Annotated in this window: 22 protein-coding genes; 11 read left to right on the forward strand and 11 right to left on the reverse strand. The window is 34.5% G+C overall.

What is annotated here, in order from left to right:
- Positions 1-47: 47 nt before the first annotated feature.
- From Megvenef_RS00690 to Megvenef_RS00730, 9 genes are all read right to left on the reverse strand, one after another.
- Entirely contained in the window at positions 48-395 is a 348-nt protein-coding gene (locus Megvenef_RS00690) for a fluoride efflux transporter FluC (protein ID WP_322776090.1), read from the reverse strand.
- The gene (locus Megvenef_RS00695; protein WP_322776091.1) at positions 392-1,870 is read right to left on the reverse strand and encodes a UbiD family decarboxylase; all 1,479 of its coding nucleotides are present in this window, start codon (positions 1,868-1,870) and stop codon (positions 392-394) included. Before Megvenef_RS00695 ends, Megvenef_RS00690 begins: the two co-directional genes overlap by 4 nt.
- A gap of 21 nt (positions 1,871-1,891) precedes the next feature.
- Entirely contained in the window at positions 1,892-2,974 is a 1,083-nt protein-coding gene (locus tag Megvenef_RS00700) for an LptF/LptG family permease (protein ID WP_322776092.1), read from the reverse strand.
- A 114-nt stretch (positions 2,975-3,088) separates the two neighbouring features.
- Entirely contained in the window at positions 3,089-3,544 is a 456-nt protein-coding gene (locus Megvenef_RS00705; protein WP_322776093.1) for a hypothetical protein, read from the reverse strand.
- Positions 3,545-3,552: 8 nt separating this feature from the next.
- Complete coding sequence (locus tag Megvenef_RS00710; RefSeq protein WP_322776094.1) at positions 3,553-5,595, reverse strand: protein kinase domain-containing protein; 2,043 nt, start codon at positions 5,593-5,595, stop codon at positions 3,553-3,555.
- A 36-nt stretch (positions 5,596-5,631) separates the two neighbouring features.
- Complete coding sequence (mreC, locus tag Megvenef_RS00715; protein ID WP_322776095.1) at positions 5,632-6,474, reverse strand: rod shape-determining protein MreC; 843 nt, start codon at positions 6,472-6,474, stop codon at positions 5,632-5,634.
- A gap of 3 nt (positions 6,475-6,477) precedes the next feature.
- Positions 6,478-7,521: a rod shape-determining protein gene (locus tag Megvenef_RS00720; RefSeq protein ID WP_322776096.1), complete on the reverse strand. Its 1,044-nt coding sequence runs from the start codon at positions 7,519-7,521 to the stop codon at positions 6,478-6,480.
- Positions 7,522-7,581: 60 nt separating this feature from the next.
- Positions 7,582-8,670 carry an LptF/LptG family permease gene (locus Megvenef_RS00725; RefSeq protein WP_322776097.1) on the reverse strand — a complete coding sequence of 363 codons (1,089 nt, stop codon included), beginning with the start codon at positions 8,668-8,670 and terminating at the stop codon, positions 7,582-7,584.
- A 99-nt stretch (positions 8,671-8,769) separates the two neighbouring features.
- Complete coding sequence (locus Megvenef_RS00730) at positions 8,770-12,513, reverse strand: pentapeptide repeat-containing protein (RefSeq protein ID WP_322776098.1); 3,744 nt, start codon at positions 12,511-12,513, stop codon at positions 8,770-8,772.
- A 213-nt stretch (positions 12,514-12,726) separates the two neighbouring features.
- Between Megvenef_RS00730 and Megvenef_RS00735 the strand changes: the two genes are divergently transcribed.
- Entirely contained in the window at positions 12,727-13,644 is a 918-nt protein-coding gene (locus Megvenef_RS00735) for a DMT family transporter (RefSeq protein WP_322776099.1), read from the forward strand.
- Here Megvenef_RS00735 and rpoH read toward each other — a convergent pair.
- Together rpoH and greA are read right to left on the reverse strand one after the other, a co-directional pair.
- On the reverse strand, positions 13,625-14,530 hold the full coding sequence (gene rpoH, locus Megvenef_RS00740) for an RNA polymerase sigma factor RpoH (RefSeq protein ID WP_322776100.1): 906 nt from the start codon (positions 14,528-14,530) through the stop codon (positions 13,625-13,627). The two genes, Megvenef_RS00735 and rpoH, sit on opposite strands and share 20 nt — an antisense overlap.
- 75 nt (positions 14,531-14,605) lie before the next feature.
- Positions 14,606-15,088: a transcription elongation factor GreA gene (gene greA / locus Megvenef_RS00745; RefSeq protein ID WP_322776101.1), complete on the reverse strand. Its 483-nt coding sequence runs from the start codon at positions 15,086-15,088 to the stop codon at positions 14,606-14,608.
- Between the two features lie 181 nt (positions 15,089-15,269).
- Here greA and Megvenef_RS00750 point away from each other — a divergent pair, with 181 nt between their 5' ends.
- The 10 genes from Megvenef_RS00750 to Megvenef_RS00795 all read left to right on the forward strand — a co-directional run bounded on the left by Megvenef_RS00750 (position 15,270) and on the right by Megvenef_RS00795 (position 25,175).
- Positions 15,270-15,785, forward strand: coding sequence for a hypothetical protein (locus Megvenef_RS00750; protein ID WP_322776102.1), 516 nt, complete (start codon positions 15,270-15,272; stop codon positions 15,783-15,785).
- 46 nt (positions 15,786-15,831) lie between these two features.
- Positions 15,832-17,601 (forward strand): DNA primase, encoded by a 1,770-nt coding sequence (gene dnaG, locus Megvenef_RS00755; protein WP_322776103.1) that lies wholly within the window; start codon positions 15,832-15,834, stop codon positions 17,599-17,601.
- Positions 17,602-17,618: 17 nt separating this feature from the next.
- Positions 17,619-19,544: an RNA polymerase sigma factor RpoD gene (rpoD, locus tag Megvenef_RS00760; protein WP_322776104.1), complete on the forward strand. Its 1,926-nt coding sequence runs from the start codon at positions 17,619-17,621 to the stop codon at positions 19,542-19,544.
- Between the two features lie 259 nt (positions 19,545-19,803).
- Positions 19,804-20,553 (forward strand): tRNA pseudouridine(38-40) synthase TruA, encoded by a 750-nt coding sequence (truA, locus tag Megvenef_RS00765; protein WP_322776105.1) that lies wholly within the window; start codon positions 19,804-19,806, stop codon positions 20,551-20,553.
- Between the two features lie 395 nt (positions 20,554-20,948).
- Complete coding sequence (gene prmC / locus Megvenef_RS00770; protein WP_322776106.1) at positions 20,949-21,788, forward strand: peptide chain release factor N(5)-glutamine methyltransferase; 840 nt, start codon at positions 20,949-20,951, stop codon at positions 21,786-21,788.
- Positions 21,789-21,988: 200 nt separating this feature from the next.
- Positions 21,989-22,210, forward strand: coding sequence for a hypothetical protein (locus Megvenef_RS00775; protein WP_322776107.1), 222 nt, complete (start codon positions 21,989-21,991; stop codon positions 22,208-22,210).
- A 148-nt stretch (positions 22,211-22,358) separates the two neighbouring features.
- Positions 22,359-22,673, forward strand: coding sequence for a BufA1 family periplasmic bufferin-type metallophore (bufA1, locus tag Megvenef_RS00780; RefSeq protein ID WP_322776108.1), 315 nt, complete (start codon positions 22,359-22,361; stop codon positions 22,671-22,673).
- 345 nt (positions 22,674-23,018) lie between these two features.
- Entirely contained in the window at positions 23,019-23,921 is a 903-nt protein-coding gene (gene bufB, locus Megvenef_RS00785; RefSeq protein WP_322776109.1) for an MNIO family bufferin maturase, read from the forward strand.
- Entirely contained in the window at positions 23,914-24,684 is a 771-nt protein-coding gene (locus Megvenef_RS00790; protein ID WP_322776110.1) for an HvfC/BufC N-terminal domain-containing protein, read from the forward strand. Before bufB ends, Megvenef_RS00790 begins: the two co-directional genes overlap by 8 nt.
- Entirely contained in the window at positions 24,681-25,175 is a 495-nt protein-coding gene (locus Megvenef_RS00795; protein ID WP_322776111.1) for a DoxX family protein, read from the forward strand. The genes Megvenef_RS00790 and Megvenef_RS00795 overlap by 4 nt, the downstream gene beginning before the upstream one ends.
- The last annotated feature ends 42 nt before the right edge of the window (positions 25,176-25,217 follow it).

The following is a 25,217-nucleotide window of genomic DNA, read 5'->3' on the forward strand; positions in this document are numbered from 1 at the left end:
AAAAAATGAATGTGCGGTGATTTATTTTTGAAATTCTTGAAATTATATCAAAAATTTAGAGTTTTGACGGAGAGACTCAATAATGCGTAAAACATAGCGTGCATTAGCTCATTTTTCTCAACTAACACTCCAAATTCTAATGCAAAAGTGGAGAATGTAGTAAATCCTCCCAAAAATCCTGAGATCAATAAATACTTAATATTCTCAGAAGGAGACCAATGTAATGCCATTATTTCTGTTAATAACCCAATAAGAAAACAGCCAACAATATTTACAAACATTATGGGAAAAGGTATTCCTCCTATGACAGTACTTGGTAATATTTTTCCTATAGCCACACGTGCTATAGCCCCAATTGCACCACCAAATCCTATTGTTATATAATGTATCATCATACTAAAAGTTCTGACCAAATATCATCAATTTTTTTAACAACATCACTGTCCATTTTAATCACTTCGCCCCAATTACGTTTAGTCTCTGGTGGTAATTTATTAGTTGCATCAATTCCTAGTTTGCTGCCCAAACCTGATTCAACCGAGGCAAAGTCAAGATAATCAATTGCTGAGTTTTCAATAAATGTGGAGTCTCTTTTTGGATCGGTTCTTGTTGAGATTGCCCAAATTACTTCTTTCCAGTCTCGTATGTTAATGTCATCGTCAACGACAATGATAAATTTCGTATACATAAATTGCTGCAAAAATGACCAAATACCCATCATGATGCGTTTAGCTTGGCCTGCGTAAGTTTTTTTGATGGAGACGACGGCCACTCTATAAGAACAGCCTTCTGGTGGTAGATAAAAATCTATAATTTCAGGAAATTGTTGCTGTATAAGTGGGACAAATATTTCATTTAGTGCTTCCCCGAGAATTGAGGGTTCATCTGGTGGTTTTCCAGTATAGGTACTTAAATATACAGGTTTCTTTTTCATTGTGATTGTCTTAACTGTAAATACTGGAAATAATTCTACGTCATTATAATATCCAGTGTGATCACCAAATGGACCTTCCGGCTGATATTCAGTAAGGCTAATTTCACCTTCTAAGATTATTTCTGCGTGGGCTGGAACTTTTAAATCAATTGTTTTGCACTGTACAAGCGGGAGTGGTTTGTTTTGAAGTAGCCCAGCAAAATTATACTCTGACATAGTGTTTGGAATCGGCATTACTGCTGCTAATGTAATTGCAGGATTGGCTCCGATTACTGCAGCTGCTGGCATAGTTTTGTTACCAAGATTTTTCCATTTTACGTAATGCCCAGCACCACCACGCATTTTTAACCATCGCATTAGGAGTTTATTTTTACCGATTGGCTGAAGTCTGTATATTCCTAGGTTATAATTATCTGTTTTATCATTTCCGGTCCCTTTCGTTACAATCAGTGGCCATGTAATTAACGGGCTCACATCGCCGGGCCAACAGGTTTGGATAGGTAATATACTAAGATCAGGATCGGTTATTATTATTTCCTGAGAGCTGCCCTTTGAAATAGTCTTTGGATTCATTGATAAAATTCTTTTAGCAATTGGCAGCATCGCAAAAGTTTCTCTTAAAGAGGCGGGGGGTTCTGGATTTTTCATAAAAGCTAAAAGCTTACCAAAGTCTCTGAGCTGATCCGAATTTTTTATTCCAAGAGCGAGTGAAATTCGTTCTTTGCAGGCAAATAAGTTTGTAACAACTGGGTAGGCGGATAATGTGCCATCATCTTTAATTACATTCTCAAATAGTAGTGCCGGCCCATTTTGTGCTAAAAACCTTCGACTTATTTCTGTAATTTCAAGCCGAGTAGAAACAGATTTTGTGATTCTCTTTAAGTGATTATTTTTTTCAAGGAATATAAGAAATTCTTGGAGGTCTTTAAAATGCATATCTCTTATCCAAAACTGGTATTAAAGGCTGTTTCTAGTACTTTGCCACATGCTAAAAATAATACAAATAAACACATTGCCATAACAGAGAAAAATATAATCCAAATCTTTATAAGCCATTTTTTGTAAGGTAAAGTGAAAGTATGATGCAATTAGAACCGGTACAAAGGTGTAGATAAATTGTTTAACTTGAGTTTTTCGTGTGTATGAAAAATTAAGAAAAGTTGCTAGAGCCAAGAAAACAAAAACAAAATTAAATAAGGGCCAAATTAATCTTGAGTGGCCTTCAGTAATTAGACGGTTTTGTTTTTCTATTGGGATAGATAGGTTTGGCCAGAGCATTTGTGGGATAAATAATTCCATACTTGTTTTAGCACGATAAGGATCAGCATCATCTTGAGTTTCGCTAGTTATTTCAATAACTAAATGATCAAAGTGAAGCGTGGTAATATTTCCTTGTGCATCATAGGAATGCCTTAATCCTTCTGATAATAGGAATTTAGTATTTTGCTGATCAGAGTTTAGGATCTCCCCTTTTTTAGCAAAAAAAATAGTTTTATTTTCTGGTATTTTATTATCAAATAAAATTATTCCCTGCATCTCATTATTTTTATTTTTCCTATCTACATATATCGTAGTATATTTTGAAATCTGGTTAAATGTTCGGTTTTCAATTATATTGGATACATAAGTTTCTTTAACATTACTGATGTTTGTTTTTAGGCTATTGTAAGAAACAGGCAATAGATAGGCAGAGATATAGGCAGCTATAATGGTTAGTATCGTAGCAACGAATAAGGCTGGTTTTGCTATTTCGTAATTATTAAGGCCTGCCCCTCTTAATATGATTAACTGCCTCTCATCTTGAAGACGAGTATATACATAAATTACTCCTATTACAGAAATAATAGGCATTATCATAAATAACAAGTAAGGTATCAACAGTGCGACTAGCTTGATAAAGTTCTTTAATTCAACACCTTTTTCTAGCAGGCTAACTAAGTTCAATACTTGTACAATCCAGACAAGGCTAGTTAAAACTACAGTTATGACACACAATACTGGGATAATAGTTTTGGCAATATACTTACTGTAGATATACATAGGTTATTGTAAAATAAGTTATCAATGCCAAGCCACTTACTTATATATTAGTAAATTACCTAATCCAATGTGATTTACTATAGTCTTAAGTTAAGTTAGCGTAAATTTATATGATTATTTTGTGCTAATTCCCCATTGTTCACAGAGCTCTTTGTGTTGTTTCTCGTATTTTTCAGTCCTTACGCGCATCCTTGCGGAATATATTCTAACAACCAGTAATGGCATTGAAGCGTAAAGTAATTGACCAATAAGTGCAGCCCCATAAATAATCATCCATGTTCCGACATCAGCTAAGAGCTGTTGAGCAAGATAATCTACAGAATTTGCTTCCCATACACGTATAAGATAAGGCATAACCCCAATCAAATTAAAGCTACATATGGTAGCAGAAAGACATCTATGCTCATTTTTATCAAAGAAGATAGCAAAAATGGTTGGCAACATTGCTGTTGCAAAAAAGATAAAGGCATATCTTGAAATAACTATTACCATTAGCGCGATTACTACAGCAATAACCTTTATCAAAGAAGAGGCAAACTTAAAGTTTTTATCGGTGTCTGATTGTAACATATGGATACCTAAATTATTACTGCTACTGTTACGATAAAACATAAAACGTAAGAGACCAGTACAGTGGTTTTTTGTCCAAGCAACAGAGCTCCGCTGAATATTTTATCCTCATTACGCAGTGTTTTAATCTTTTCTTCAATTAGTTTTGTTTTTCTGCATGCCTCATAATAACCATTATAGTCATTAATAAACTGTTGCTGATCAGATAAAATCTGAATAATTTTCTTTAAATTAGCTTCTTTTGCAACTTCGGTAAGCTGGGTAATAATCCTTTTTTTAAATTCAGCATTATGTATATGTTCTTCAAATAAATCTTTTAAATCTGAGACAATAACGTTGCATATATTAGGGATTCTTATTTCTGGTTCGTGTTGTTCAAGAATGTTCAATACACTTAGTCCCCTTATTACAGGGTGCTCAGCAAACCTTGGAAAATTAGGGAGTATAGCTGATTTTATATCTTCCATAAGTTCTAGTTTTGCAGCAATAAAAGCAATTATATTACGATCAATATTAAATTTTTTAGGGTTTTTCTCAGCGTATGCATCTAAAGCGTTCAATAATTCAGGAATTGTCGTTACATATTTACCTTTCAAGACTGGAGAGTAACAACAAGCATTATTATTTAATGAATAAGCAAACCTTTCTATGCTCTTTGCCACTGAACCAGTAGATATGTGTGAAGCAATACGTAGATAATCATCAGCAGGTATTTTTTTCAAATAACCAGATGCATAGTGATTTTTTTGATAAAGTAACCACGACTCATCCTTAATTAACTTTAGTACTTTTTCAACCAATTCTCTCTTATTTTGTGTAACTAAATAATATACAAAATAAGGAATAGAAGCTGCGGACAATGCAACACCCTCATATCTTATCGGACCGTTTGGATCTAAAAGCGATAATAATTTTGATACTTTAATGTTAGAGTTAACTGAGTTGGTTACCATAAAAGGAGATTCTGATTTCTTATCAACAATTGCTTTTATTTGTTCTAATGAATCACTATCTAATAGTTCTCTGCTTGCCCACTTAAATAATTTATTATCTCTGATAAATTTAATTGCTTCAGGCCAGTTATGAAAAAGTGCATAAGAAATTGATTTTAAACTCGAATAGTTAACTTCATCAAAAGCAATAGTGTTTTTATTATCAGATATTGACTTATGTGCAGCTTTTGTAATTTTGCTTGATAGCCACTCTTTAATTTGATTTAGTTCCCATCTAATATTTGCTTCGTCATGAAGCGTCCATTTAAAAAACACGCGTAATTTTTCTGGTACCCTTGTTCCTGAAAGAAGATATTTACTGGTAGTGTTTTCGAATCGTGCGTTATTATATTCAATAATACTTTTGTGCTCTTTCCAAATTGACTTTGCTGTATAAGCTTCAAATACAGTGACTCCTAGAGCGTATATATCCGATTTTACATTAAGTACGTAGCGTGCCGCTACATGGCATCCAGCTAGTTCTGGAGCCAAATACTGCCCTTCTTGATGAAAATTTGGATATGAATCAACAAACTCTCGCAGAGCAAGAAATTCACCGTCATGCATCAAAATGTTAGAAGGTTTTATGGTATAGCAATAAATATCTGCATTACTTAATTTAGTGAAAACATCCAAAAGTTTTTCAATTAGGTCTTCTAGACCTCCAGTATTAATTGTATTACCACTTGCAAGGTAGGTAGCAAGATTATCAGAAGGATTATATCTGTCTACTATAACAGCTAAATGTTCTTCTTTAGTTGAAGAAAGTCTAACAACAGAGTAATCATAAATTTGATTAAGATTATTTATCCTATTTTTACAGAGGGAATCTATATTTTTTATTGGGTGTAAAAAATCATTTTCAAAAACGATAGCAAAAAATTCCTCGTCAGTTTCTGAATTAGTGGCGTAATAATATTTACAAAAATTGTTGCTAAGTTCTAGCACTTCTTCATTAAGATGGATTCTGTAAACCTCGTTCACAGAATCCTCTACGGTACTTCTTGGTACTTCAAATGTAGAGCTATTTTTTGAATTATCTTCTATTTTATTATTCATTTTTCTAAATATCTCGAGCTTCGACAAGTTTATAGATTATTCAGTATTTGATGCGACCACAACAAAATCAATTTTATTGAGGTCGTCAAGCATTTCTACGAATGCTTCCCTATCTTTAACTTTAATTACGGTAGCAATTGGTATTCCTCTAGGAAATATTTTCCCATCACCAGAAGTAAGAATTATTTCTCCAACCTGCGCATTGTGATCTTCTTGTAAATAGATAATTTTCAAATTATTATCTTGCCTTGCCAAAATCCCACGTGCTTTTGAGTTTTCGGTTATAACTGGGATTCGAGAGTTATGATCATTTATAAGCATTACAGTAGAATAGTTATTTCCCGTTTCTGTAATTCTGCCAATCAAACCTTTTGTTCCTCGTATAATATCATTAACTTTTACGTTGTCGTTTTCTCCGGCTTGTATTATCGCATAGCTAGTAAATGGGCTCATCATTGTGCCTACTATTTTTGCTGTAACAAATTTCTCTTCAATATTTTGTGGTACATTAAGTATCTCTTTCAAAGCTGTATTTTCTGCTTTTAAAGAAGATGCTAGTTCTTGTGTCTTTGATAGAGAAGCTATCTCAAGTTTTAACTGTAGATTCTCAGCCTCTAAATCTTGAAAATAAGAAGCCATTGAATATAAAGATTTTGCCGTATTAACTGACTGGCCATATACAATTGTTCCAAGAGATAACGTTTTCCCTATGGAATCAAGTGCAAAGGTAGCTATTGTTTTAGGATAAGAAAAATACAGCAAGAAACACGAAAGCAATATGAGTGCAGTAACCAAGGACTTTCTAATAAAGAATAAAGTAAATTTACTCAATTCTATTAGATTATTCTTAGTTTGTACCCTGTTCTCTAATATTGCCACTAATTACTCCTGTTTAAACAATACGTGCTTTAACCGTGTAAAATCTTCAAGTACTCTTCCTATACCAAGAGCAACGCAAGCAAGAGCATTATCAGCAACGAATACTGGTAAGTGCGTAGCTTCTCGCAGCACATAGCTTAAGTTATTCAATAAAGCTCCACCGCCGGTTAAAACGATACCTTTATCAACAATATCAGATGAAAGTTCTGGCGGCGTACACTCCAAAGCGGTTTTTACTGCCTCAACAATCTGACTGATTGGTTCGGTCAAACTTTCGGAAATTTGTTTTTCATTTAAAACCATCTCTTTAGGTATACCATTTATCAAATCTCTTCCTTTTATTTCCATCTGTCTTAATGGGACGTCAGAAGAAACAAATGCTGTACCTATTTGCTTCTTTATTTTTTCTGCCGTTGATTCGCCAACAAGAAGGTTATAATGTCTTCTGATATAAGATATAATTGCTTCATCCATTTTATCGCCACCAACCCTAACTGACCTCGCATAAACTATGCCACCTAAGGACAAAACAGCAACTTCTGTTGTCCCACCGCCAATATCTACAATCATTGAGCCAGTTGGTTCAGTAACTGGTAGTCCAGCACCAATCGCGGCCGCCATCGGTTCTTCAATAAGAAAAACTTCTCTAGCTCCAGCACTTTCAGCTGCTTCCTGAATAGCTCTTCTTTCAACTGGCGTAGAACCAGAGGGAACGCATATTACTATCCTTGGTCCGGTGAAAGATCTCTTGTCTCGTACTGAACGAATAAAGTATTTAATCATTTCTTCAGCAGCTTTAAAATCTGCAATAACACCGTCTCGCATTGGTCTTTTTGCTTCAATGTCAGTTGGTGTTCTTCCTAACATCATCTTTGCTTCATGACCAAAAGCATATGGTTTGAGTGTTCCATCCTTTTTTATAAGAGCGACTACTGATGGAGCATCGAGAACTATTCCTTTGTTTTTTTCGTAAACTAGAGTGTTTGCAGTCCCAAGATCAATGGCAATATCTGTAGAAAATCGATCAAGAAAAGTTAGAAATTTCATGTTATGTTGCTCCAAAAAAGTGCGGTATTAAAATAGATGATAATATAGCTCTGCAGTATATCAAGCTTCTTGAAAATGTAAAATAACAAAATTACTAATTAGAATTATAACTATTATTGGTAACAAACTAGCTAAAAATGGGGATAATCCACTATAAGTTAGGATACGAAGAGCTATTTCAAGGAAAAAATAAGAGCCAATGCCAACAACCAGGCCTAATACTAGTGTAGTAGAATTAGATTTGTCTCTAGTATTGAGGCTGACAAACCAACATGCGACTAGAGATAAAGCAACCATTGCTAGTGGTTTTAACAACTGCTTATAATAATATAATTGGTAACGTGTCACGGCTAGTCCAGATTCTAAAAATTTATTAATTGAATTTTGTAAGTTCCAGAGAGTAATCATTTCCGGTGGATTAAATTGCAATATAAGGTTTTTGATTGAAAGATTTGTTGGCAACTCAATTTTGTTAGCACTTGATGTGTGATTTTGTGATGTAACGGTTGTATCTGAAAGAGTAAAAACCCCTGATTCTAGTATGGCATGCGCAGAATCAATTTGCTCTATTAGATTATTTTGTGAATCAACAATTAATATGGTTAAATCATTAAGTGTATTGCTGTTTGCTACTATTGATTTTGCATGGATTATTCTATTATTACCTGAGTATTTTTCATAAAAGAAAACTCCAGTTGGTGAAATAATAAAATTAGTTGAGGTTGTTCCAGTAAGGATTGCTTCAAGCTTTGTGTATTTAGTTAGGCCGTATACTCCAATAGGGTTGACGAGTGTTACAACAATAATGCCAAAGAAAAAAGTGGCAATAACAGGAACAAGAAATACTCTCCATGGTGCTATGCCATTGCTTAATATAATAATTAACTCGTTGTTTTTTCTGAGGTTTTGAATAAACAACAACGTTGCTATGAAGCATGTCATAACACTGACCTCGTTAAAAAGGTATGGGACTTTATATGAAATTAATAGCCAAAATTCACTTGGAGAAATGCTAACAGATTTAAATTTTTGTAAAACGTCAAATGTGTTTGAGATAAATAAAATACTCAAGATTATTATAGAAGTAATCAATAACTGTTTCCAGAACAGAAAGGTCAAGTACTTTGCAAGTGTAAGATGTTTTAACATTGCGACAAATTATATTCTAAATTAGTCATAATTATTAATGGTTTTACGATATTTGCAAGAAGTTACAGTAATTATTTTTTTAATACTAAAATAATTTTACTAAATTACATGTTCACTCTTGGGTTTATTACGACTCATGGTAGAAGGAGTAGAGTGTCTAGGAGGAGTGCTAACAACCAGAGAGCGTGCTAGTTCTGAGTCAATTGTTGTAGCTAGTGTTTGAGCTAATTTTTTAGGATTTTCTTTTTTAGACACAGTTATCTTTTTTGCCGCTAATTTTTCCAATTCTTCACCAATTTGGTCGTTTATATGAGATTTTAAATTCGACTTGAAAGGGCTGCCTAGTATTGTTTGTTTATCTAAATATATGCCACCTGATACAAGCCCAACGGTTGTAGAGGTACTGTTTTTGTAATATAATTCTGTAAGACCAGTTCGTGTAGTAGAAAAATAACCAGCATCAACTTCTCCAGCCAGTTTTTTTGCATTAGCTTCTATAATGCCGGTTATATCGACGTTCTTATTTTCCTTTTTCAGTTCCTTAAAGGTCTCCACTAAAGTTTCCATAATCATTGCTGTATCAGGTGCACGACTGCTTACAGCTCCGGTCCCAAACAAATTTTTAGCAATGAGGTTTGTTAGATTCTGAATTTGAGCTAATTCATCTTTATTAAAACCAACGTTATGTTTAATATTCTTCGTTACGGAATCAATCAACTCAGGAGTAGCACTTGTTTTTGGTAAATATATTCCTCCAGATACTAGGCCTATGGATGTATATTTGCTGACAGCTCTAATTTGTTCGGTGATTTCTTTTACCATATTATCGAATCTAGGGCTTTCTAGTACGTCATCCTGAATCGTAGCATAAGGATTAGCTTTTAAAAAATTTGAACAAGCTTTGTTGACTATGTTTCTGATTAATATAGTGTCATTACCTCTATTGTCTCCTTTACCAAAAAGATTCTCAGATATTTTATCTGCTATAATATTTGCATATAATTTTGGTTCAATAGAAGCAACATCATTTCTACTGTCATATAAAACAGTAATAGCAGAAGCAGCAGTTGCGAGTTCTGAGTAATGATTTTGAACGGTTTTTGGAAACCCTCCTTGAGTAATAATTTGTGGGTCATTACTTAAATCTTCACGCATTTTCTTGCCAATTGGAGTATCGCTTTTATAAATCTCTACTATTTTTTCACGAAATTTTGGATCAAGTGGAGCGTTGTTCTTAATTTCCATAGCATCTAACATCAAGTTAATGACTTTATCCTGATTGTTAGCAATCATTTCTTCTGTAACATAGCCTTTGGGCATACGGGCATTTTGTAAATTATAAGCGGACTCGAAAATAGTTTTAGATGGGAGTACAGCGTCCAATAATTCAGTATTTTTAATATTTACCCCCTTCATTGAGGTAACTTCAGATAAATTCACATCTGAGAAATCAACTCCGCTTAGATTTGTCCCCGGTGGAATGTCACCAACTATTTTTACGCCTTTGAGTAATTTTGGATTCTTTTGAAGCTGCAACTCCATACTTGCTAGAACAGTGCCATCTATTTCAGCCCCTGAGAAATCAACATTCTTGAAACTAGCGTTCAGAAAACTACTATTAGTAAATTTTGAACCTTTAAAGGATACGTTTTCAAATGTGCTGTTCACAAAACTTTCGGAAATATCCATATTTTCCATTTTAAGCACTTCATTGAAGGAACCTTTAATTGTAATATTAGAAAACAACTGGTTCTTTTTAACGAGGTCCTCTAATTGGGAAATTTGTTCTTCTGATCCGTTATCTAAAAGTTTAATAGTTTCTTTCGTCAAATCGTTTAAATTATTGCGAGATTCACTAGGTTCAAGTTTTGCGATACGATCTACTACTTGCTGCTTAAGACTTCCGTCACCTAGCAACCAAGTGCCCGCTGCTTTAAAAACTGCGCCTCTGAATTCAGAATCAAGAACTTTGGCTACTCCTAGTTTTGCCAATCCCCAAACCATACCTTTACCACCTTTTTGGTAAGACTCAATTCCTTCTCTAAGCCCCTGGGGGTCCTTTAAAATATTTGCAACTAATGCATCAATTTTCATATCTCCAGTAAATTGTTTTACATATGGGATATTGTCAACCACGGCCTGGACTATCTTGCCCAAATTACCCTTATTATTATCTAGGTGTTTTTTAAACTCTGGATCAGTTTCTATCATTTTACAAAAATCAATAGCAATCCCTGGCCAATCGCTCTTTTGATACTTCTCTACCATAACTTTTACTTGTGAAGCATTCTTGCTAGTTAAAAGAGGCCCAAATAACTCGAGTAATTCTCCGTTTAATTCATATTTCTCAAGAATAGGTGTGTTTTTGACAACGTTAGTAATAACGCCTTTAAAAATATCTTGGTTCCTATCCCAATAATCTTTTATGGCCGGGCTGTCTTCAGACATTTTGAGCAGATCTTTAGCTAAAGCAGCATAATCTCCCTTATTAAAATTATTATAAAATTTTTCTAAATCCTCCGGCCTATCCAGAAGAATTGGTACAATCTCAGTGATTTTACTCAAGTCTTCAATTTTTATTCCATATTTCTCAAGCTTGTTGCCAAGCAATTCTGTCGGAGCTTCTTCTGACCGCTCTTTGGTCCTTGGAAGTTGATTTAATAAAGTATCAGATGCGATATATTGCGTAACTGAAGAAGTTATAAGGTCCTGCAGGTTTTTACTATTTTCTTTAAAATATTGCTTAAGTCCATCATCTTTAGCAATTAACCCAAGAATCTTCTGTGTAGCTTCCTTGGAGTTACCTTTCTCATAATCTTCTACAATTTTAATCATCGTATCTGGATGACGAAAAAGATGCGGTAGTAGTGGATATAATTCTCCTTTTATATTGTAACCATTCATGCCAGGAGTTGCTGCAACGGACGCATTGATAACACCCACGAATAGATTTTTGTTACTCTCTAAATACTTACCTACAGCAGGATTATTTTTAGACATTTCGAGCAGATCTTTAGCCAAAGTAGTATAGTCTCCATTATTAAAGCTATTATAAAATTTCTTTAATGATTCTGGATTATTAAGTAACACGGGGACAATTTGAGCTATACTGTCTAGATCTTTTAACTCTATTCCATATTTCTTTAACTGAGTTTTGGTGTGACCTGATTCATCCTTATCTATTTGCGATTTAGCCGTTTTAACTATATAAGCAGTTAGAGAATCCCCTTTTTCCTGCATATAAGTTTTAAATCCTGGAGACTTAATCATTAAATCAAAAATTTGATTTATATTTTTATTTTGATTAGAAGCTGGATCTTTAAAATTAATAACTATTTGTTTTAAGGATGCAAGTGAATCGCTATCAGTAAGAATAGTGCTTAGTTTGGTTAAAGATTTAGTATCAAGGATAGAATTTTCTTTAAACTCAGGGAAATTCATATTTGCCAAAACTTTACCTATTTTTGGTAAACGCTCACCAACAGTTTGAACAAATTTCCAAGTATTATCGCTTTTAAGAACTTCTTGTTGGAACGTCTGATTATTTGTAATTTCTGTATAGTTTCTAGCTAAGGTAATTAGATTTCCTATTGTTCTAGGGTTTCGGAAAGCAAATCCGATTATTTTGAAAACCGAACCAACACTTAGACCTGGTTTACGTTTTGGGTTTGATGGAGCATAGTCTTCAAGTAACCCATCCATTAATTTTTGTCCCTTACCAGACAAAATATAGTCGACTGTTTTTAAAACACCAGAGTATTTCTTTTTAAAGTCGTTAGCTTTTTGGAGCTCTGATTCTTCTTGTTGAGAACCAGAAATATTACTCGTTTCTATGCCTTTCATACTCTAACCTATTAATTCTTACTTAAGCTATTAGCAAAATGATAACTTAAGTTGTCGTTAAAGTGGATATAAATAATATATAAAACAACGTTATTAATATATTTGAATTGATAAAACTCTTTACTATACTATATATTCTTAATTAATGCTTTGTGTGGCTGATGCGCGACCATTGGGGACTTTGGCATTACAAAATCATTGAGTTTAGAATACATGGAAACTCTAAAAACTGTTCCTTCTATTAAGGCAACGATTATAGGGCAAGTAGCACTACTTATTTGGGCTTTGTCCGCTTCGGGCGCTGTCTTTCTAAAGAATCTTCCTTCATTTCAAGTTTTGTTGGGAATATTTTTGGGTGGTTTTATTGCTTCTTCTGTTATAAATACAGTAAATAATAACTGGGGAAAACTCTTTAACGGACCAAAATATTTAGTTTTAGCTGGGATATTTGGTATCATACCTAATGACATTTTTTATATATTTGCATTTAAATATGCGCCTGCGATTCAAGTAGATCTTATAGTATGTACCTGGCCAATCCTCGTGACAATTTTGGCAGCTATTTTTTTGCGAGAAGAAATAGGTCTGGTACATATTTTTGCTTCTTTAATAGCATTCTGTGCTTGTTGTATAGTCCTCATTGGTTCAAACATGAAAATTGACCAATTTCAATCAGAATATATCTTTGGGTATGTTTGTGCTTTTATGTCCGCACTTTTATGGTCAATTTATATTGTGATCTCAAAAAAATATGCCAAACCATCTCCTGAATTATTTGCTCTTTACTGCCTAGTTGGTTTGGTATTTTCGTCTACGATGCACTTTGCTTTTGAAACAACAGTTATTCCTAGCATGTGGGAAATGGTTGTTCTTCTGGTAATGGGAATTACAACTCATAGTCTTGCTTATTATGCTTGGGACTTTGCCATTAAAAAGGGGCATTTCAAATTGTTAAGTATAATGCCATACGGTAATACCATCTTATCAGTCTTGGCACTTGCTGTATTTGGACTGGCCGAGCTTAGTGAGAATATTCTCATTGCTACGTTGATGGTTTTTATTGCTGGCTTGCTTACGACATTCCATGGAAGTAAGAAAAAAAGATTGTCGCTTAGCAGCCAAGAGCTTTGATTTGTCCGTCGTCAGAAATTCTATTTAGCACGTAATTCTGCACTTTCTCAAAAGCTTTTGTTTCAATTTGACGAACGCGTTCCTTAGAAATATTATATTGAGAACTTAAGGTATCAAGTGTTGATGGTGAATCATTAAGTTTTCTTGCGGTCAAAATTTGTACTTCCCGTTCGTTTAGTTCGCGCAAGGCTTCTGATAAAATTTGTGTCTTGTTTACCAAAATTTGTCTACGAGAAAGCGTATCTTCCTGGGAAGGTTTGGCTTCTGGAAGCAGATCAAGCATTTCGCTACCAGAATTATCGCTATCATTATTTACGGTATAATTCAAAGACAAGTCTGGTCCAGAAAGCCGTTGGCTCATTTCATTTACTTCTCGGACAGTGACACCAAGTTCATCAGCTATTGCCTGGTGGTCTCCCTCGTTAACTGATCTTGAATACATGTTAGTAATTTTATGCTTAACCTTACTTAGACTAAAGAAAAGTTTTTTCTGTGCAGAGGTAGTACCTATTTTAACTAAAGACCAAGATTTAAGGACATATTCCTGGATCGATGCTTTGATCCACCACATTGAATATGTTGATAATCTATACCCAAGGTCTGGATCATATTTTTTTACTGCCTGCATTAGCCCGATATTACCTTCGGAAACTAATTCAGTTATAGGTAATCCATAATTTCTGTATCTCATTGCTATTTTTGCCACAAGCTTTAAATGGCTAGTAACTAGCTTATGTGCAGCTTCAAGGTCTTGCTTTTCAAGATAGGCTTTTGCCAGCAGAAATTCTTCTTCCTTCGTCAGAGAAGGAATGTTATTAATTTCGCGTAAGTACATACTAAAACTAGCTTCTGAGCTAACAGATGGTAAGTTTGTTATATTTGACATGGCGTACCTTGGTATTATATTTAATTGCTAAGATTGTAACACAAGTTTACGTAGACTTTAAATAAAAATCTACTATTAGTCAAGATCAGCAAAGCTAATCTCCAGTATTTCAAAGGCTTTATCACCTTTTGGAGTAGATACTTCCACAATATCCCCCACAGATTTTCCTATTAAAGCTTTAGCAAGAGGAGACTTAGTTGAAATACGACTCTTTGCAATGTCAGCTTCGTATTCACCGGTAATGTGATAAGTAGATTTTTCCCTGGTGTCGTCATCGATCAACTTTACTGTTGCTCCAAATTTTACGCTATCTGCTTTTAGTTTTGATGTGTCAATTATTTCAGCCCTAGAAAACTTATCTTCTAAGTCGAGGATTCTGCCCTCAATGAAACTCTGCTTATCCCTAGCGGCATGGTATTCGGCGTTCTCAGATAGATCACCAAACTCTCTCGCGGTAGATATGGCTTCAATTACAGCTGGGCGTTCCACATGTTTGAGTTGCTTTATTTCTTGCTCCAGTTTTTCATACCCTTTTCTGGTAATTGGAAATTTGTCCATAGCTATTAGTTCTTGTTTATGTTAAGATTTCAGAGTATATTTGTACCCATATATTTTGTCAAACTCGCTTTGAAATTCCATTATGTATAACACAGAGTTAAATTTCGAAATCCAGCGCAAAGTTTTTCATCTATGTAGCCTAATTTTTCCTATAGCTTATTTATTCACGTCTAAAATAATAATGGCTATTATTATTACGGTCGTTACTGGTATAACACTCTATCTTGATATATCTAGGCATTACAATCCAAAAATTAAAGAGCTTATAAAAAATATTTTTGGGAAATTTTTGCGAGAAGACGAAGAAAGTGGTCAATTTGTCTTAAGTGGAGCAAGCTATATGGCTCTAGGGCTTTTAACTAGTTGTTTGCTTTTTTCGAAAGGATTAGCGATTACTTCATGGTTAGTGTTGATAGTTGCCGATTGCTTTGCGGCTATTATAGGCATGAAATATGGATCCCCTTTGTTTAACGGTAAATCTTACGTGGGCTCAGTATCATTTTTTATATCTTCAGTGCTAATTAGTGTTATGACATATTTTATTGTTGGCTATAGCACTAGTTTTTTTATTATTTTGGTTAGTTCATTGGCGACGACTATAGTTGAATTTTTTTCGGATCAAATTAAAGTTAATGATAACTTTTCTATCCCTATAACATATGCTTTGGTAACTTTTCTTCTTAGTCTTATGGTATAGGATTTGTGATACCGAGTCCTAAGCATCATTTAAATTAGTTAAGACAATGAGGCTTCCGTTAGAATTTTATAATCACCTAAGAGACGCTGTTCGTATATCGGATATAGTGCGCTTGAGAATTTTGCTTACAAAAAAAGGTAACGAATATCTCGGTGTGTGCCCGTTCCACGATGAAAAAACTCCCTCATTTACAGTTAACGACATAAAAAAGTTCTACCATTGTTTTGGTTGTGGTGCTCATGGGGACGTAATTCGTTTTGTTTCGGAAACTTATGGTATTAGCTATAAAGACTCGGCAATAAAAATAGCAGAAGAAAATGGTATAGAGCTGCCAAAATTATCACCATTGCAGGAAAGAGCTTATGAAGAAGCTGATCAGATATACAACATACTTGAACTTGCGGCGCAGTTTTTTGTTAGTAATCTTAGTCTTGAAGTAAGAGATTATCTTGGCAAAAGAGGGATAGAGGACAGCACTATAAATGATTTTGCTATAGGTTATGCACCAGGTGGTGGTGAACTTGAAAGATTTTTTGAAAAAAAATCAATACCACTTAAAGATTTGTTAAAGTCTGGGCTTTTTGGCAAAAAAGAAGACGGTAGAATATATGAAGTTTTTAATAAACGCATTATGTTCCCTATAAGAAATAGTTATAACAAAATGGTAGCCTTTGGTGGTAGGGCAATTGGTGATGCAATGCCTAAATATATTAATTCTCCTGAGACGGTAGTATTTAAAAAATCTGAAACGATGTACGGAGAGAATTTAGCTACAAGCCATGCGTACAAAGACAATTACTCTATCCTTGTTGAGGGTTATATGGATGTTATTGCATTACACCAGGCTGGCTTTAAACAGGCGGTCGCGTGTCTTGGGACGGCTGTTACTCAAAATCATATACAGAGACTTTGGCGAACAAGTGACGAGATTATAGCGTGTTTAGACGGTGATAATGCTGGGATAAGAGCTAGTAGCAAAATAATAGATTTAGTAATGCCGAGTATTACTGCTGATAAATCTGTATCATTTATTCAACTACCTGCTTCGCTTGATCCAGATGATTTAATAAAATCAGGTGGCAAAGCCTCATTCCAAAAGGTTTTGAACGATAGAATTGGCTTGTCTGAAATGATTTGGAAAAAGGAATTTCTAGGCAAGAATTTTAAAACGGCGGAATCTAGGGCTAGTTTAGAGAAGGTGCTGGATGGTTATAGCTCTCTTGTCAAAGACAATACACTTAGAGCAAATTTCAGACGTTATTTCAAAGATATGATCTGGACTAATCTTATAAGAAAAAAATCTTCCATGGAATACAAAAAATCGTCTATTCCTAGTGAACTTTATATTTCAAAGAAGTATTCTGAAATAGAGTTCTCAGAATTTGCAATATGTGCTTTTATGGTAAAGTTTCCTCAAGTTGTTCTGGGTGCGGCAGAAGATTTAAGGCTTGTAGACCAAGAGCTAAATGACTTTAAAGAGTGGGTCGTGGAGTTTATAAATATTGGTGCTGAATGTAGAAATATTACATTAGAAGAAGAAGTAAAAAATAGTAGATTTTATAATACTTATTTAGTATTATCTGGCCCTAATAATTTGTTTTTAGATACTAGTTTTTTTAATAAAACAGATATTGATCAAAAATTGGCTTTTGAATTGCTGTGCAAAAAGCATTATTTGTTGTTATTAAAACAAGAATATGTTGAGGTATCAAAAGGTGGATTTGACGATGCCCAGTCTAAGTCTTTTTCGTATTTGAAGGAGATCCAAAAAATTTCTAAGGAATTGATTCAACTAAGCGAGAAATTTATAAATTAACCTGAATTTGAGAACCTATGCAAAAAGAAAAGAAGGAAAATATCACTAAAGAAGAGAAAGGCAAAAGTCTTGATAGCTTAGTGTCTACAGGTAAAAAGAAAGGATTTGTCACCTATGACGAACTAAATAAATCTATTCCAGCAAGTAAGAAGCTTTCTGTAGATGAACTCGAGAATGCAATTTCAAAGTTCTCGGAAGCGGGAATTGACATTATTGAAGAAGATGACGAGGATATAAAACTCGATATCAACGTTAATGAAGAGCTCACTGTCTTCAATAGAATAGCAGATAGTGAAGAAGAGAGTGAGGAAGAAGATTTAGGATCCACAGATGATCCGGTTCGTTTATATTTAAGGGATATGGGCGGAGTTGAATTGTTGTCTCGTGAAAATGAAATTGAAATTGCCAAGAGAATAGATGAAGGAAAGGAGTTGATGCTAAACTCTTTGTGCGAAAGTCCATTAGCTATAAAACGTTTTATCAAATTGTTTGAAGACCTTGTAAACGAAAAAATTATGCTTAGGGATTTGATAGATCTTGAAGCAAATATAGGTAATGATGATTCTCTGATAGTTGAGGATGAAGAGGCAGAGGATGAAGATGAAGATAGTGGAACCGATAGTGCAAAAGCTGGTTTAGATGAAGAAGAGTCTTCTACTTTGTCAATTTCTGCGATGGAAACTGAGCTCCTTCCCTCAATTACTGATAAGATGGAAAGTATTGCAAAGCTATGCGATGCAATATTAGTTGAAACTAAAAAGCATGTTTCTGAAAAGCTGAAACCTGATTCGCTTAAGAGTAATAAGAGTTATGGTAAGTTGCTAAGTTCATTGGTAAAGGAAGTTTCTTCTTTGCATTTTAATAATAAGCGTATTGAGGAAATTTTATCTGAAGTTTATGAGGTTAATAAAAATCTTGTAATTAGAGAAGTGAAACTTTTGAAGCTTGCAGAGAAGTATAAAATTAGCCGTCAAATTTTCTTAAAAGAATTTAATGGTTCAGATTATGGGCAGGAATGGCTAAATAAAATTCAATCCAAAAAAGAAGTTGCTTGGAAGAATTTTTTAGCTCAGGAATTTGATACAGTTGGTAAAATAATTGAAGAATTTAGGACTGTTGAGCAAGAGATAGGTTTATCTATTGGAGAATTTAAAAGGATAGTCGGGGCGATTCAGAAAGGTGATAGACAGGCGTCCCGAGCAAAGAAAGAGATGATAGAAGCTAATTTACGTTTAGTTATCTCAATTGCAAAAAAATATGCTAACAGAGGTCTGCAATTCCTTGATCTAATACAGGAAGGTAATATTGGCTTGATGAAAGCGGTAGATAAATTTGAGTACAGTAGAGGTTTTAAATTTTCTACTTATGCCACTTGGTGGATACGTCAGGCTATCACTAGGTCAATTGCTGATCAGGCTAGAACAATTCGTATTCCTGTTCATATGATTGAGACTATTAACAAAATTATCCGTACATCTAGGCAAATGCTTGGCGAGCTTGGGTATGAACCAACTCCAGCAGAAATTGCGGCAAGACTTTCTATGCCTATTGATAGAGTTCGTAAAGTTATGAAAATTGCCAAAGAGCCGGTGAGTCTTGAAAACCCGGTGGGTGATGAGGATGGGAGTTTCCTTGGGGACTTTATCGAGGATAAAAATGCAATTTTACCAAGTGAAGCTGCTTTCCAGTCGAATTTGCGTGAAACTACAACTAGGATTCTTTCGACTCTTACTCCAAGAGAAGAAAGGGTATTGCGCATGAGGTTTGGCATAGGAGTTCATACTGATCATACACTAGAAGAAGTGGGTCAACAATTTAATGTGACTCGGGAGCGTATACGTCAGATAGAAGCTAAGGCTTTGCGTAAATTGAAGCATCCGACAAGGTCGAAGAAAATGATCAGTTTCCTTAGTGGTTCAGGTAATCATAATTCTGGTGGGTAATAATTATACGTTGAATTAGGTGCATAAAATGTTACGGCTAGGAGTCGAAACGGCGTGGCCAGAACAACAACTGTCGTCTCCTGAACTTGATTTTTCTGTCTTATGAGATCCTGAATCAAGTTCAGGATGACTTTGTCACGTTGCCAAGCGTATTTCTCGCCATGACAAATTTTTGCAAAAACACTGCTGATTATTAACAATACTGCTTTCCCTCCTTGGGAGTGCATTTTTTTCACAATATACTTATTACAAAATAAAAATGGAAAACGCTTTATATAGATACAGGATTACACTTGAGTATCTTGGAGCTGGTTATTGTGGTTGGCAAAGGCAAAAAGATGGTTTGTCGCTCCAACAAATTATCGAGGATGCTATTTACGCCTTTAGTAAAGAGAGAGTGTTGCTTAGTGTTGCTGGTAGAACTGATGCAGGGGTTAACGCTTATGGTCAGGTTGCTCATTTTGATCTTTCCAAGAACCTTGAGCCTAAGAGATTGATGCATTCAATTAATCATTTTTGTTTTGCTCATACTATTGGGGTTGTGGATGCCCAATTGGTGGGTCCAGAATTCAATGCACGATTTTCAGCAAAATCCAGGCATTACGTTTATAAAATATTAAATCGTAAACATATAAATATAGTGAACAAGGGTTTAGTATGTTGGGTTAAAGATATTCTTGATATTGGGGCGATGCAGAGAGCTTCGAAATATCTTTTGGGTCGTCATGATTTTAGTTCATTCAGAGCAAGCGAATGTCAGGCGAAGTCACCAATGAAAACGGTTGATAAAATAGAAATTATAAAACATGAAGAGTTCATAGAGATACATATTTCAGCTCTATCGTTTTTACATCATATGGTAAGAAATATTGTAGGAAGTCTATTAATGGTGGGTAAAGGGAATTGGTCAGAAGAAAAAATTAAAGAAATTTTAGAAGCAAAAGACAGGAGAGCTGCCGGGCCAACAGCGCCAGCGGAAGGTTTATATTTTTTGCGAGTAGATTATTAACTTATAATGTTTGCTACAACTAAAATACTAATTGCCCTTTGTTTTATTTAGAGACTGAAAAAAATTATGGAGTTAAAGGGTCGTTAAAGGAGGTGCAATTTCTAATTGCATCCGTTTGATTTAGATGCTATCCTAGGTTTTTTGATATAAAGCTTGATTAATAAGTAATCGTTAGAACTTGGAGGTTCTAGAGTATTATAATTATGTCTCGTGAAAAAAGTAGAACTAAAGAAGAAAGAGAAAAAACCCATCTTTCTGGAAAGATGGAAAAAATGATGCAAGCAATGGATCTCATCAGGATGCTAAGAAATTGAAACACCCAATCCTTTTGTAATCTAAGGATTAGAGCATGCGTTATACTATAATACAATTTGCATTTATATGGTTTGTCTAACATGGAAATTAAACAGGCCTTAATCCTAGCGGCAGGAAAATGCCAAAATAGTTCTACTCCTAATCTTGATGCTAGGGTCATACTTTGCAAGGTGTTGTCATTGTCATATGAGCAGCTTTTGGTTAGATATGATAATGTACTATCTGCGCTAGAAGAGAAGGAGTTCTTGAGATTAGTAGATAGAAGGGTTTCGATGGAACCAATAGCATACATTATGGGCAAACAAGAGTTCTACGGTAGAGATTTCGTTGTTGATAAGAGTGTGCTAATACCTAGACCAGAGACAGAGTTGCTTGTTGATAGTATTATAGAGGATTATAACATTCATCATTTAGATAAAAATATAAAAATCTTAGAGCTTGGCACAGGTAGTGGCGCAATATCAGTTAGTATAGCAAGCGAAATATTGAGAGCTGAGATCTTTGCTGTAGATATAAGCTCAGAGGCTCTAAAAATTGCCAAGATTAACTCTTATAATTATAAGGTTAATGAGAAAATAAAATTTATACAGAGTGATTGGTTTAGTAATGTTGGAGAAGGTAGGTACGATTACATTGTCAGTAATCCTCCTTATATAGATTATAATGAGAACTCTGTAGCTACAGGGACACGTCTTTTTGAACCCAAACTTGCTCTTTATGCAAACGATAATGGTTTGGCTGCTTATAAAACAATAATTAATTCTGCTTCGTCTTATTTAAAAGATGGAGGTAAGCTACTTTTTGAAATAGGATATAAACAACGTGATAAAGTTTTAGATATTTTAAGGGAATGTGGTTTTACTGACATATTAACGAAAAAGGATCTTGCTGGTCATGATCGTGTTGTAATAGCCCAATAATGACATTTTCAGTTTAAATTGAGAATGAGTATTAAGGTATTGTGTGTTAAAAATACACAATTTTGTGAATGCTCTTGAAAATGTTACGAATTGATAAGAAAAAACTGTATCTACAAATCCAATATTGATTTAATATTTGACACTGCACAAGGTCGGGTGGCTTTGTCAAATTAATTTATCGAAGAATAGTGGTAAAAAACATGATTAAATCAAGATTACTTGCTACAGCATTTGCAGTAGCTGCTCTTTCATTCACTAGTGCGCAAGCAGCTGATGTTACAGAGGGAATGGAAAAATGTAAAGTTGGTGCTAAACACACTGAAGTTATGGTTCCAAAAGGTGAGTGTGAGAAAGTGATGAAAGGCGACATGAGTGGTCTTTCTGATGAAGTTAAAGCTGAAGTTGAAGCTGCTTCAAAGTAATTCTATTTAGAATTTAATAGAGTTATACTACAACACCAATTCTCATTATAAATGCTAGTTGGTGTTGATTTATAGACCCGGAATTTTTGTGTAAACTAAGTTCCGGGTTAATTTTTAACTAGTTCATCAAAAAACAAGGGTAAAAGTTATGGATAAATCAAAATTACTTGCTACAGCATTTGCAGTAGCTGCTCTTTCATTCACTAGTGCGCAAGCAGCTGATGCTCCAGAAGGAATGGAAAAATGTAAAGCTGTTGATTCTGAAGGAAAAAGCATAATTCTAGAGCATCAATCTGATTGTGCTAGTAAGTCTGGCTCATGTGCTGGTCACAATAAAGCTGGCGATCCAGAAGCTTGGATTATGGTTCCAAAAGGTGAATGTGATAAAATCAACAAAGGCGACATGAGTGGCATTTCTGATGAAATTAAAGCTAAACTCGTGATTGAGGACGCTGCTGAATAATACAAAAGAGTTTTGGCAAGGGATTTAGGAAGTGTAGGTCGCTAAATTTGATAACTTCTTTTTTACCTTGCCCAATGGGTAAAGCTAAGTAACCATAAACTATGGATAAGGGATAGAGCAGTTTTTATACCTGGAGAATGTGCTACATGCACCGTCTTCCTGAATCAAGTCAGGCTCCATTTTTTTATTGCGCGTTCTGTTCATAACTACGGTATTTAATCACCTAATTCAATGTTGCTTACTATTATCTCTTACCTATAGTTCAAGTTAAGTAGCCCTAAAATTTGAGTATCTAAGCCATCCTTTTGTATTCAATCAAAGTTAGCAGAATTCAAGCCAGGACATATGCCAATAAATAGACCTCGTTCAAAGCCAATATATTCGATAACAGAGTTTGATAAAGAGCCTAATCCAGTTGGAATTGGGCTTAGGTATCCTCATTTAGTGCAATTTTCTGAGCAGCAATCTGTCTCAATAGGTTGGGTGGAAGTACATAGCGAAAATTTCTATTCACTAGGCGGTCCTGATTTTGAGTATTTATATAAAATAAGAGAGCGCTATCCAGTAAGTTTGCATGGAATTGGTATGTCTCTTGGTTCAGTAAATGGAATTGATGATGGACATATAGCATTAGTCAAGGGGCTGATAGATATAATAGACCCTTTCCTTATCTCTGATCATTTATCATGGAATACCGTTTCTAATAAATTTTTACCTGATTTATTGCCAACACCTTTTAACAAGGAGTCCCTTGATATTTTTGCGGATAACATTTCCTTTGTTCAAGATAAATTACAAAGAAAAATATTGCTTGAGAATCCATCAACCTATTTTGAATATATAAATTCAACGTATTCAGAGCCAGAGTTTTTAAATACATTGATGCAAAAAACTGGTGCTGGAATTTTACTAGATGTTAATAATGTTTATATTTCTGGCTTAAACAATGGTTGGTCACCAAGAGATTATATTGATGCAATTAATCCACCTTTTGTTGGAGAAATGCATGTTTCAGGTCATTCTCAGAAAAAAATACTAGATAATGAGTCACTCTACATTGATTCACATGACAATTTGGTATGTGATGAAGTGTGGCAGTTATTTGAATTCGCGTTAAAGAAATTTGGAATATTGCCAACTATGGTAGAGTGGGACATTAATATTCCAGCACTCGAGGTGTTATTAGATGAAGCTGCAAAGATTGATTATTATATGACCCAAGCCCAAGAGAAAAAGACATATGCCTAGTTTAGAAATGATACAAGAAAGCTTGCTTAAATCAATTTTTGGTGGCCTGGGTAAGCTTGATTTTATCAAAGCAAACGGCTCTATTACAGCTAAGCAGCGGCTTGGTGTGCACCAGGATACTATATTCGAAAATTTTGTAACTGCTTTGGAAATAACTTATCCTGGCGTTTGGCGGCTTATCGGATCTGATTGCGCGCGTGGCGTGGCATTAGCTTATGGGCATGAATTTGCAAACCTAACTGATAGAGCAAATATTAGTGGTTTTGGTAAAAGTTTTCCAGATTTTCTAGAGAAATTTCCATCGATAAAACATCTAGATTACTTGCCTGATTATGCAAAGATTGAATGGTTAAGATCAAGGAGTTATGAAGCTATAAATCAGAAAGCTATTAGTACCGAGAAGTTTAATGAATCTATGAGTAGTGATCCGGAAGCTGTGATATTCGAATTTAACCGCTCAGTATTTTTTCTGAGATCAAGTTGGGCACTTGCTAAAATACAGTGCTTGCTAGATGAGCCAGATAGTGAAAAAATTGATATAAGCCATAAAGAATGTTTTGTTCTTATATGCAGGGTTCATGGTAGAATAGAGACCTTATTTCTTGAAAAGGAGCAGTGGCTGGTCTTGTTTGCGCTTAAAAATGGAATAACCTTAGGGCAAGCACTTGAACAAATTAGTGTTGGCGATGATATAGAGACAAAAATTTCCACGATAATTAGGTTGTTATTTGTAAAAGAGATGATTGTAAAATTAACCTTATGATACAGTTGATTAATAAAATACAAGATAGCTTAGTTGGAAGATGTTATATTGCTGCAATTAGGTTCTCAGATAAATACTTATTCTCACTGCTTGTATTGTTTATCAGAGTATGGATGGCCAGAATTTTTTGGTACTCAGGTCTTACAAAAATAAGTAGTTGGCAAACAACTATTTATTTATTTCAATATGAATATAAAGTACCGATTATTCCCGTTGAGGTTGCTGTATTATTATCAACAGCAACTGAGCTTACGATGCCATTCTTCATAGTCCTGGGCTTTATGACAAGGCTTGCAGCTGTGCCTTTGATTTGTATGACAGCTGTTATTCAATTTACATATCTTGATTTGGTTGAGCATTTATATTGGGCAATTTTGCTTGCGACAATAGTTTTCTACGGTCCGGGAAGATATTCTATCGATTATTTGATTTATTATAAAGCTAGTGTAATTAAAAAGTCTCTCCGTCAAAACTCTAAATTTTTGATATAATTTCAAGAATTTCAAAAATAAATCACCGCACATTCATTTTTT

This window comes from Candidatus Megaera venefica, assembly GCF_034554655.1.
In the GTDB taxonomy this organism is placed as follows: Bacteria; Pseudomonadota; Alphaproteobacteria; order Rickettsiales; family Rickettsiaceae; genus Megaera_A; species Megaera_A venefica.

Coding starts and splice junctions, on each gene's coding strand:
- Megvenef_RS00690 (WP_322776090.1), bottom strand. CDS start 395: ATGATGATACATTATATAACAATAGGATTTGGTGGTGCAATTGGGGCT.
- Megvenef_RS00695 (WP_322776091.1), bottom strand. CDS start 1,870: ATGCATTTTAAAGACCTCCAAGAATTTCTTATATTCCTTGAAAAAAAT.
- Megvenef_RS00700 (WP_322776092.1), bottom strand. CDS start 2,974: ATGTATATCTACAGTAAGTATATTGCCAAAACTATTATCCCAGTATTG.
- Megvenef_RS00705 (WP_322776093.1), bottom strand. CDS start 3,544: ATGTTACAATCAGACACCGATAAAAACTTTAAGTTTGCCTCTTCTTTG.
- Megvenef_RS00710 (WP_322776094.1), bottom strand. CDS start 5,595: ATGAATAATAAAATAGAAGATAATTCAAAAAATAGCTCTACATTTGAA.
- Megvenef_RS00720 (WP_322776096.1), bottom strand. CDS start 7,521: ATGAAATTTCTAACTTTTCTTGATCGATTTTCTACAGATATTGCCATT.
- Megvenef_RS00725 (WP_322776097.1), bottom strand. CDS start 8,670: ATGTTAAAACATCTTACACTTGCAAAGTACTTGACCTTTCTGTTCTGG.
- Megvenef_RS00730 (WP_322776098.1), bottom strand. CDS start 12,513: ATGAAAGGCATAGAAACGAGTAATATTTCTGGTTCTCAACAAGAAGAA.
- Megvenef_RS00735 (WP_322776099.1), top strand. CDS start 12,727: ATGGAAACTCTAAAAACTGTTCCTTCTATTAAGGCAACGATTATAGGG.
- rpoH (WP_322776100.1), bottom strand. CDS start 14,530: ATGTCAAATATAACAAACTTACCATCTGTTAGCTCAGAAGCTAGTTTT.
- greA (WP_322776101.1), bottom strand. CDS start 15,088: ATGGACAAATTTCCAATTACCAGAAAAGGGTATGAAAAACTGGAGCAA.
- Megvenef_RS00750 (WP_322776102.1), top strand. CDS start 15,270: ATGGCTATTATTATTACGGTCGTTACTGGTATAACACTCTATCTTGAT.
- dnaG (WP_322776103.1), top strand. CDS start 15,832: ATGAGGCTTCCGTTAGAATTTTATAATCACCTAAGAGACGCTGTTCGT.
- rpoD (WP_322776104.1), top strand. CDS start 17,619: ATGCAAAAAGAAAAGAAGGAAAATATCACTAAAGAAGAGAAAGGCAAA.
- truA (WP_322776105.1), top strand. CDS start 19,804: ATGGAAAACGCTTTATATAGATACAGGATTACACTTGAGTATCTTGGA.
- prmC (WP_322776106.1), top strand. CDS start 20,949: ATGGAAATTAAACAGGCCTTAATCCTAGCGGCAGGAAAATGCCAAAAT.
- Megvenef_RS00775 (WP_322776107.1), top strand. CDS start 21,989: ATGATTAAATCAAGATTACTTGCTACAGCATTTGCAGTAGCTGCTCTT.
- bufA1 (WP_322776108.1), top strand. CDS start 22,359: ATGGATAAATCAAAATTACTTGCTACAGCATTTGCAGTAGCTGCTCTT.
- bufB (WP_322776109.1), top strand. CDS start 23,019: ATGCCAATAAATAGACCTCGTTCAAAGCCAATATATTCGATAACAGAG.
- Megvenef_RS00790 (WP_322776110.1), top strand. CDS start 23,914: ATGCCTAGTTTAGAAATGATACAAGAAAGCTTGCTTAAATCAATTTTT.
- Megvenef_RS00795 (WP_322776111.1), top strand. CDS start 24,681: ATGATACAGTTGATTAATAAAATACAAGATAGCTTAGTTGGAAGATGT.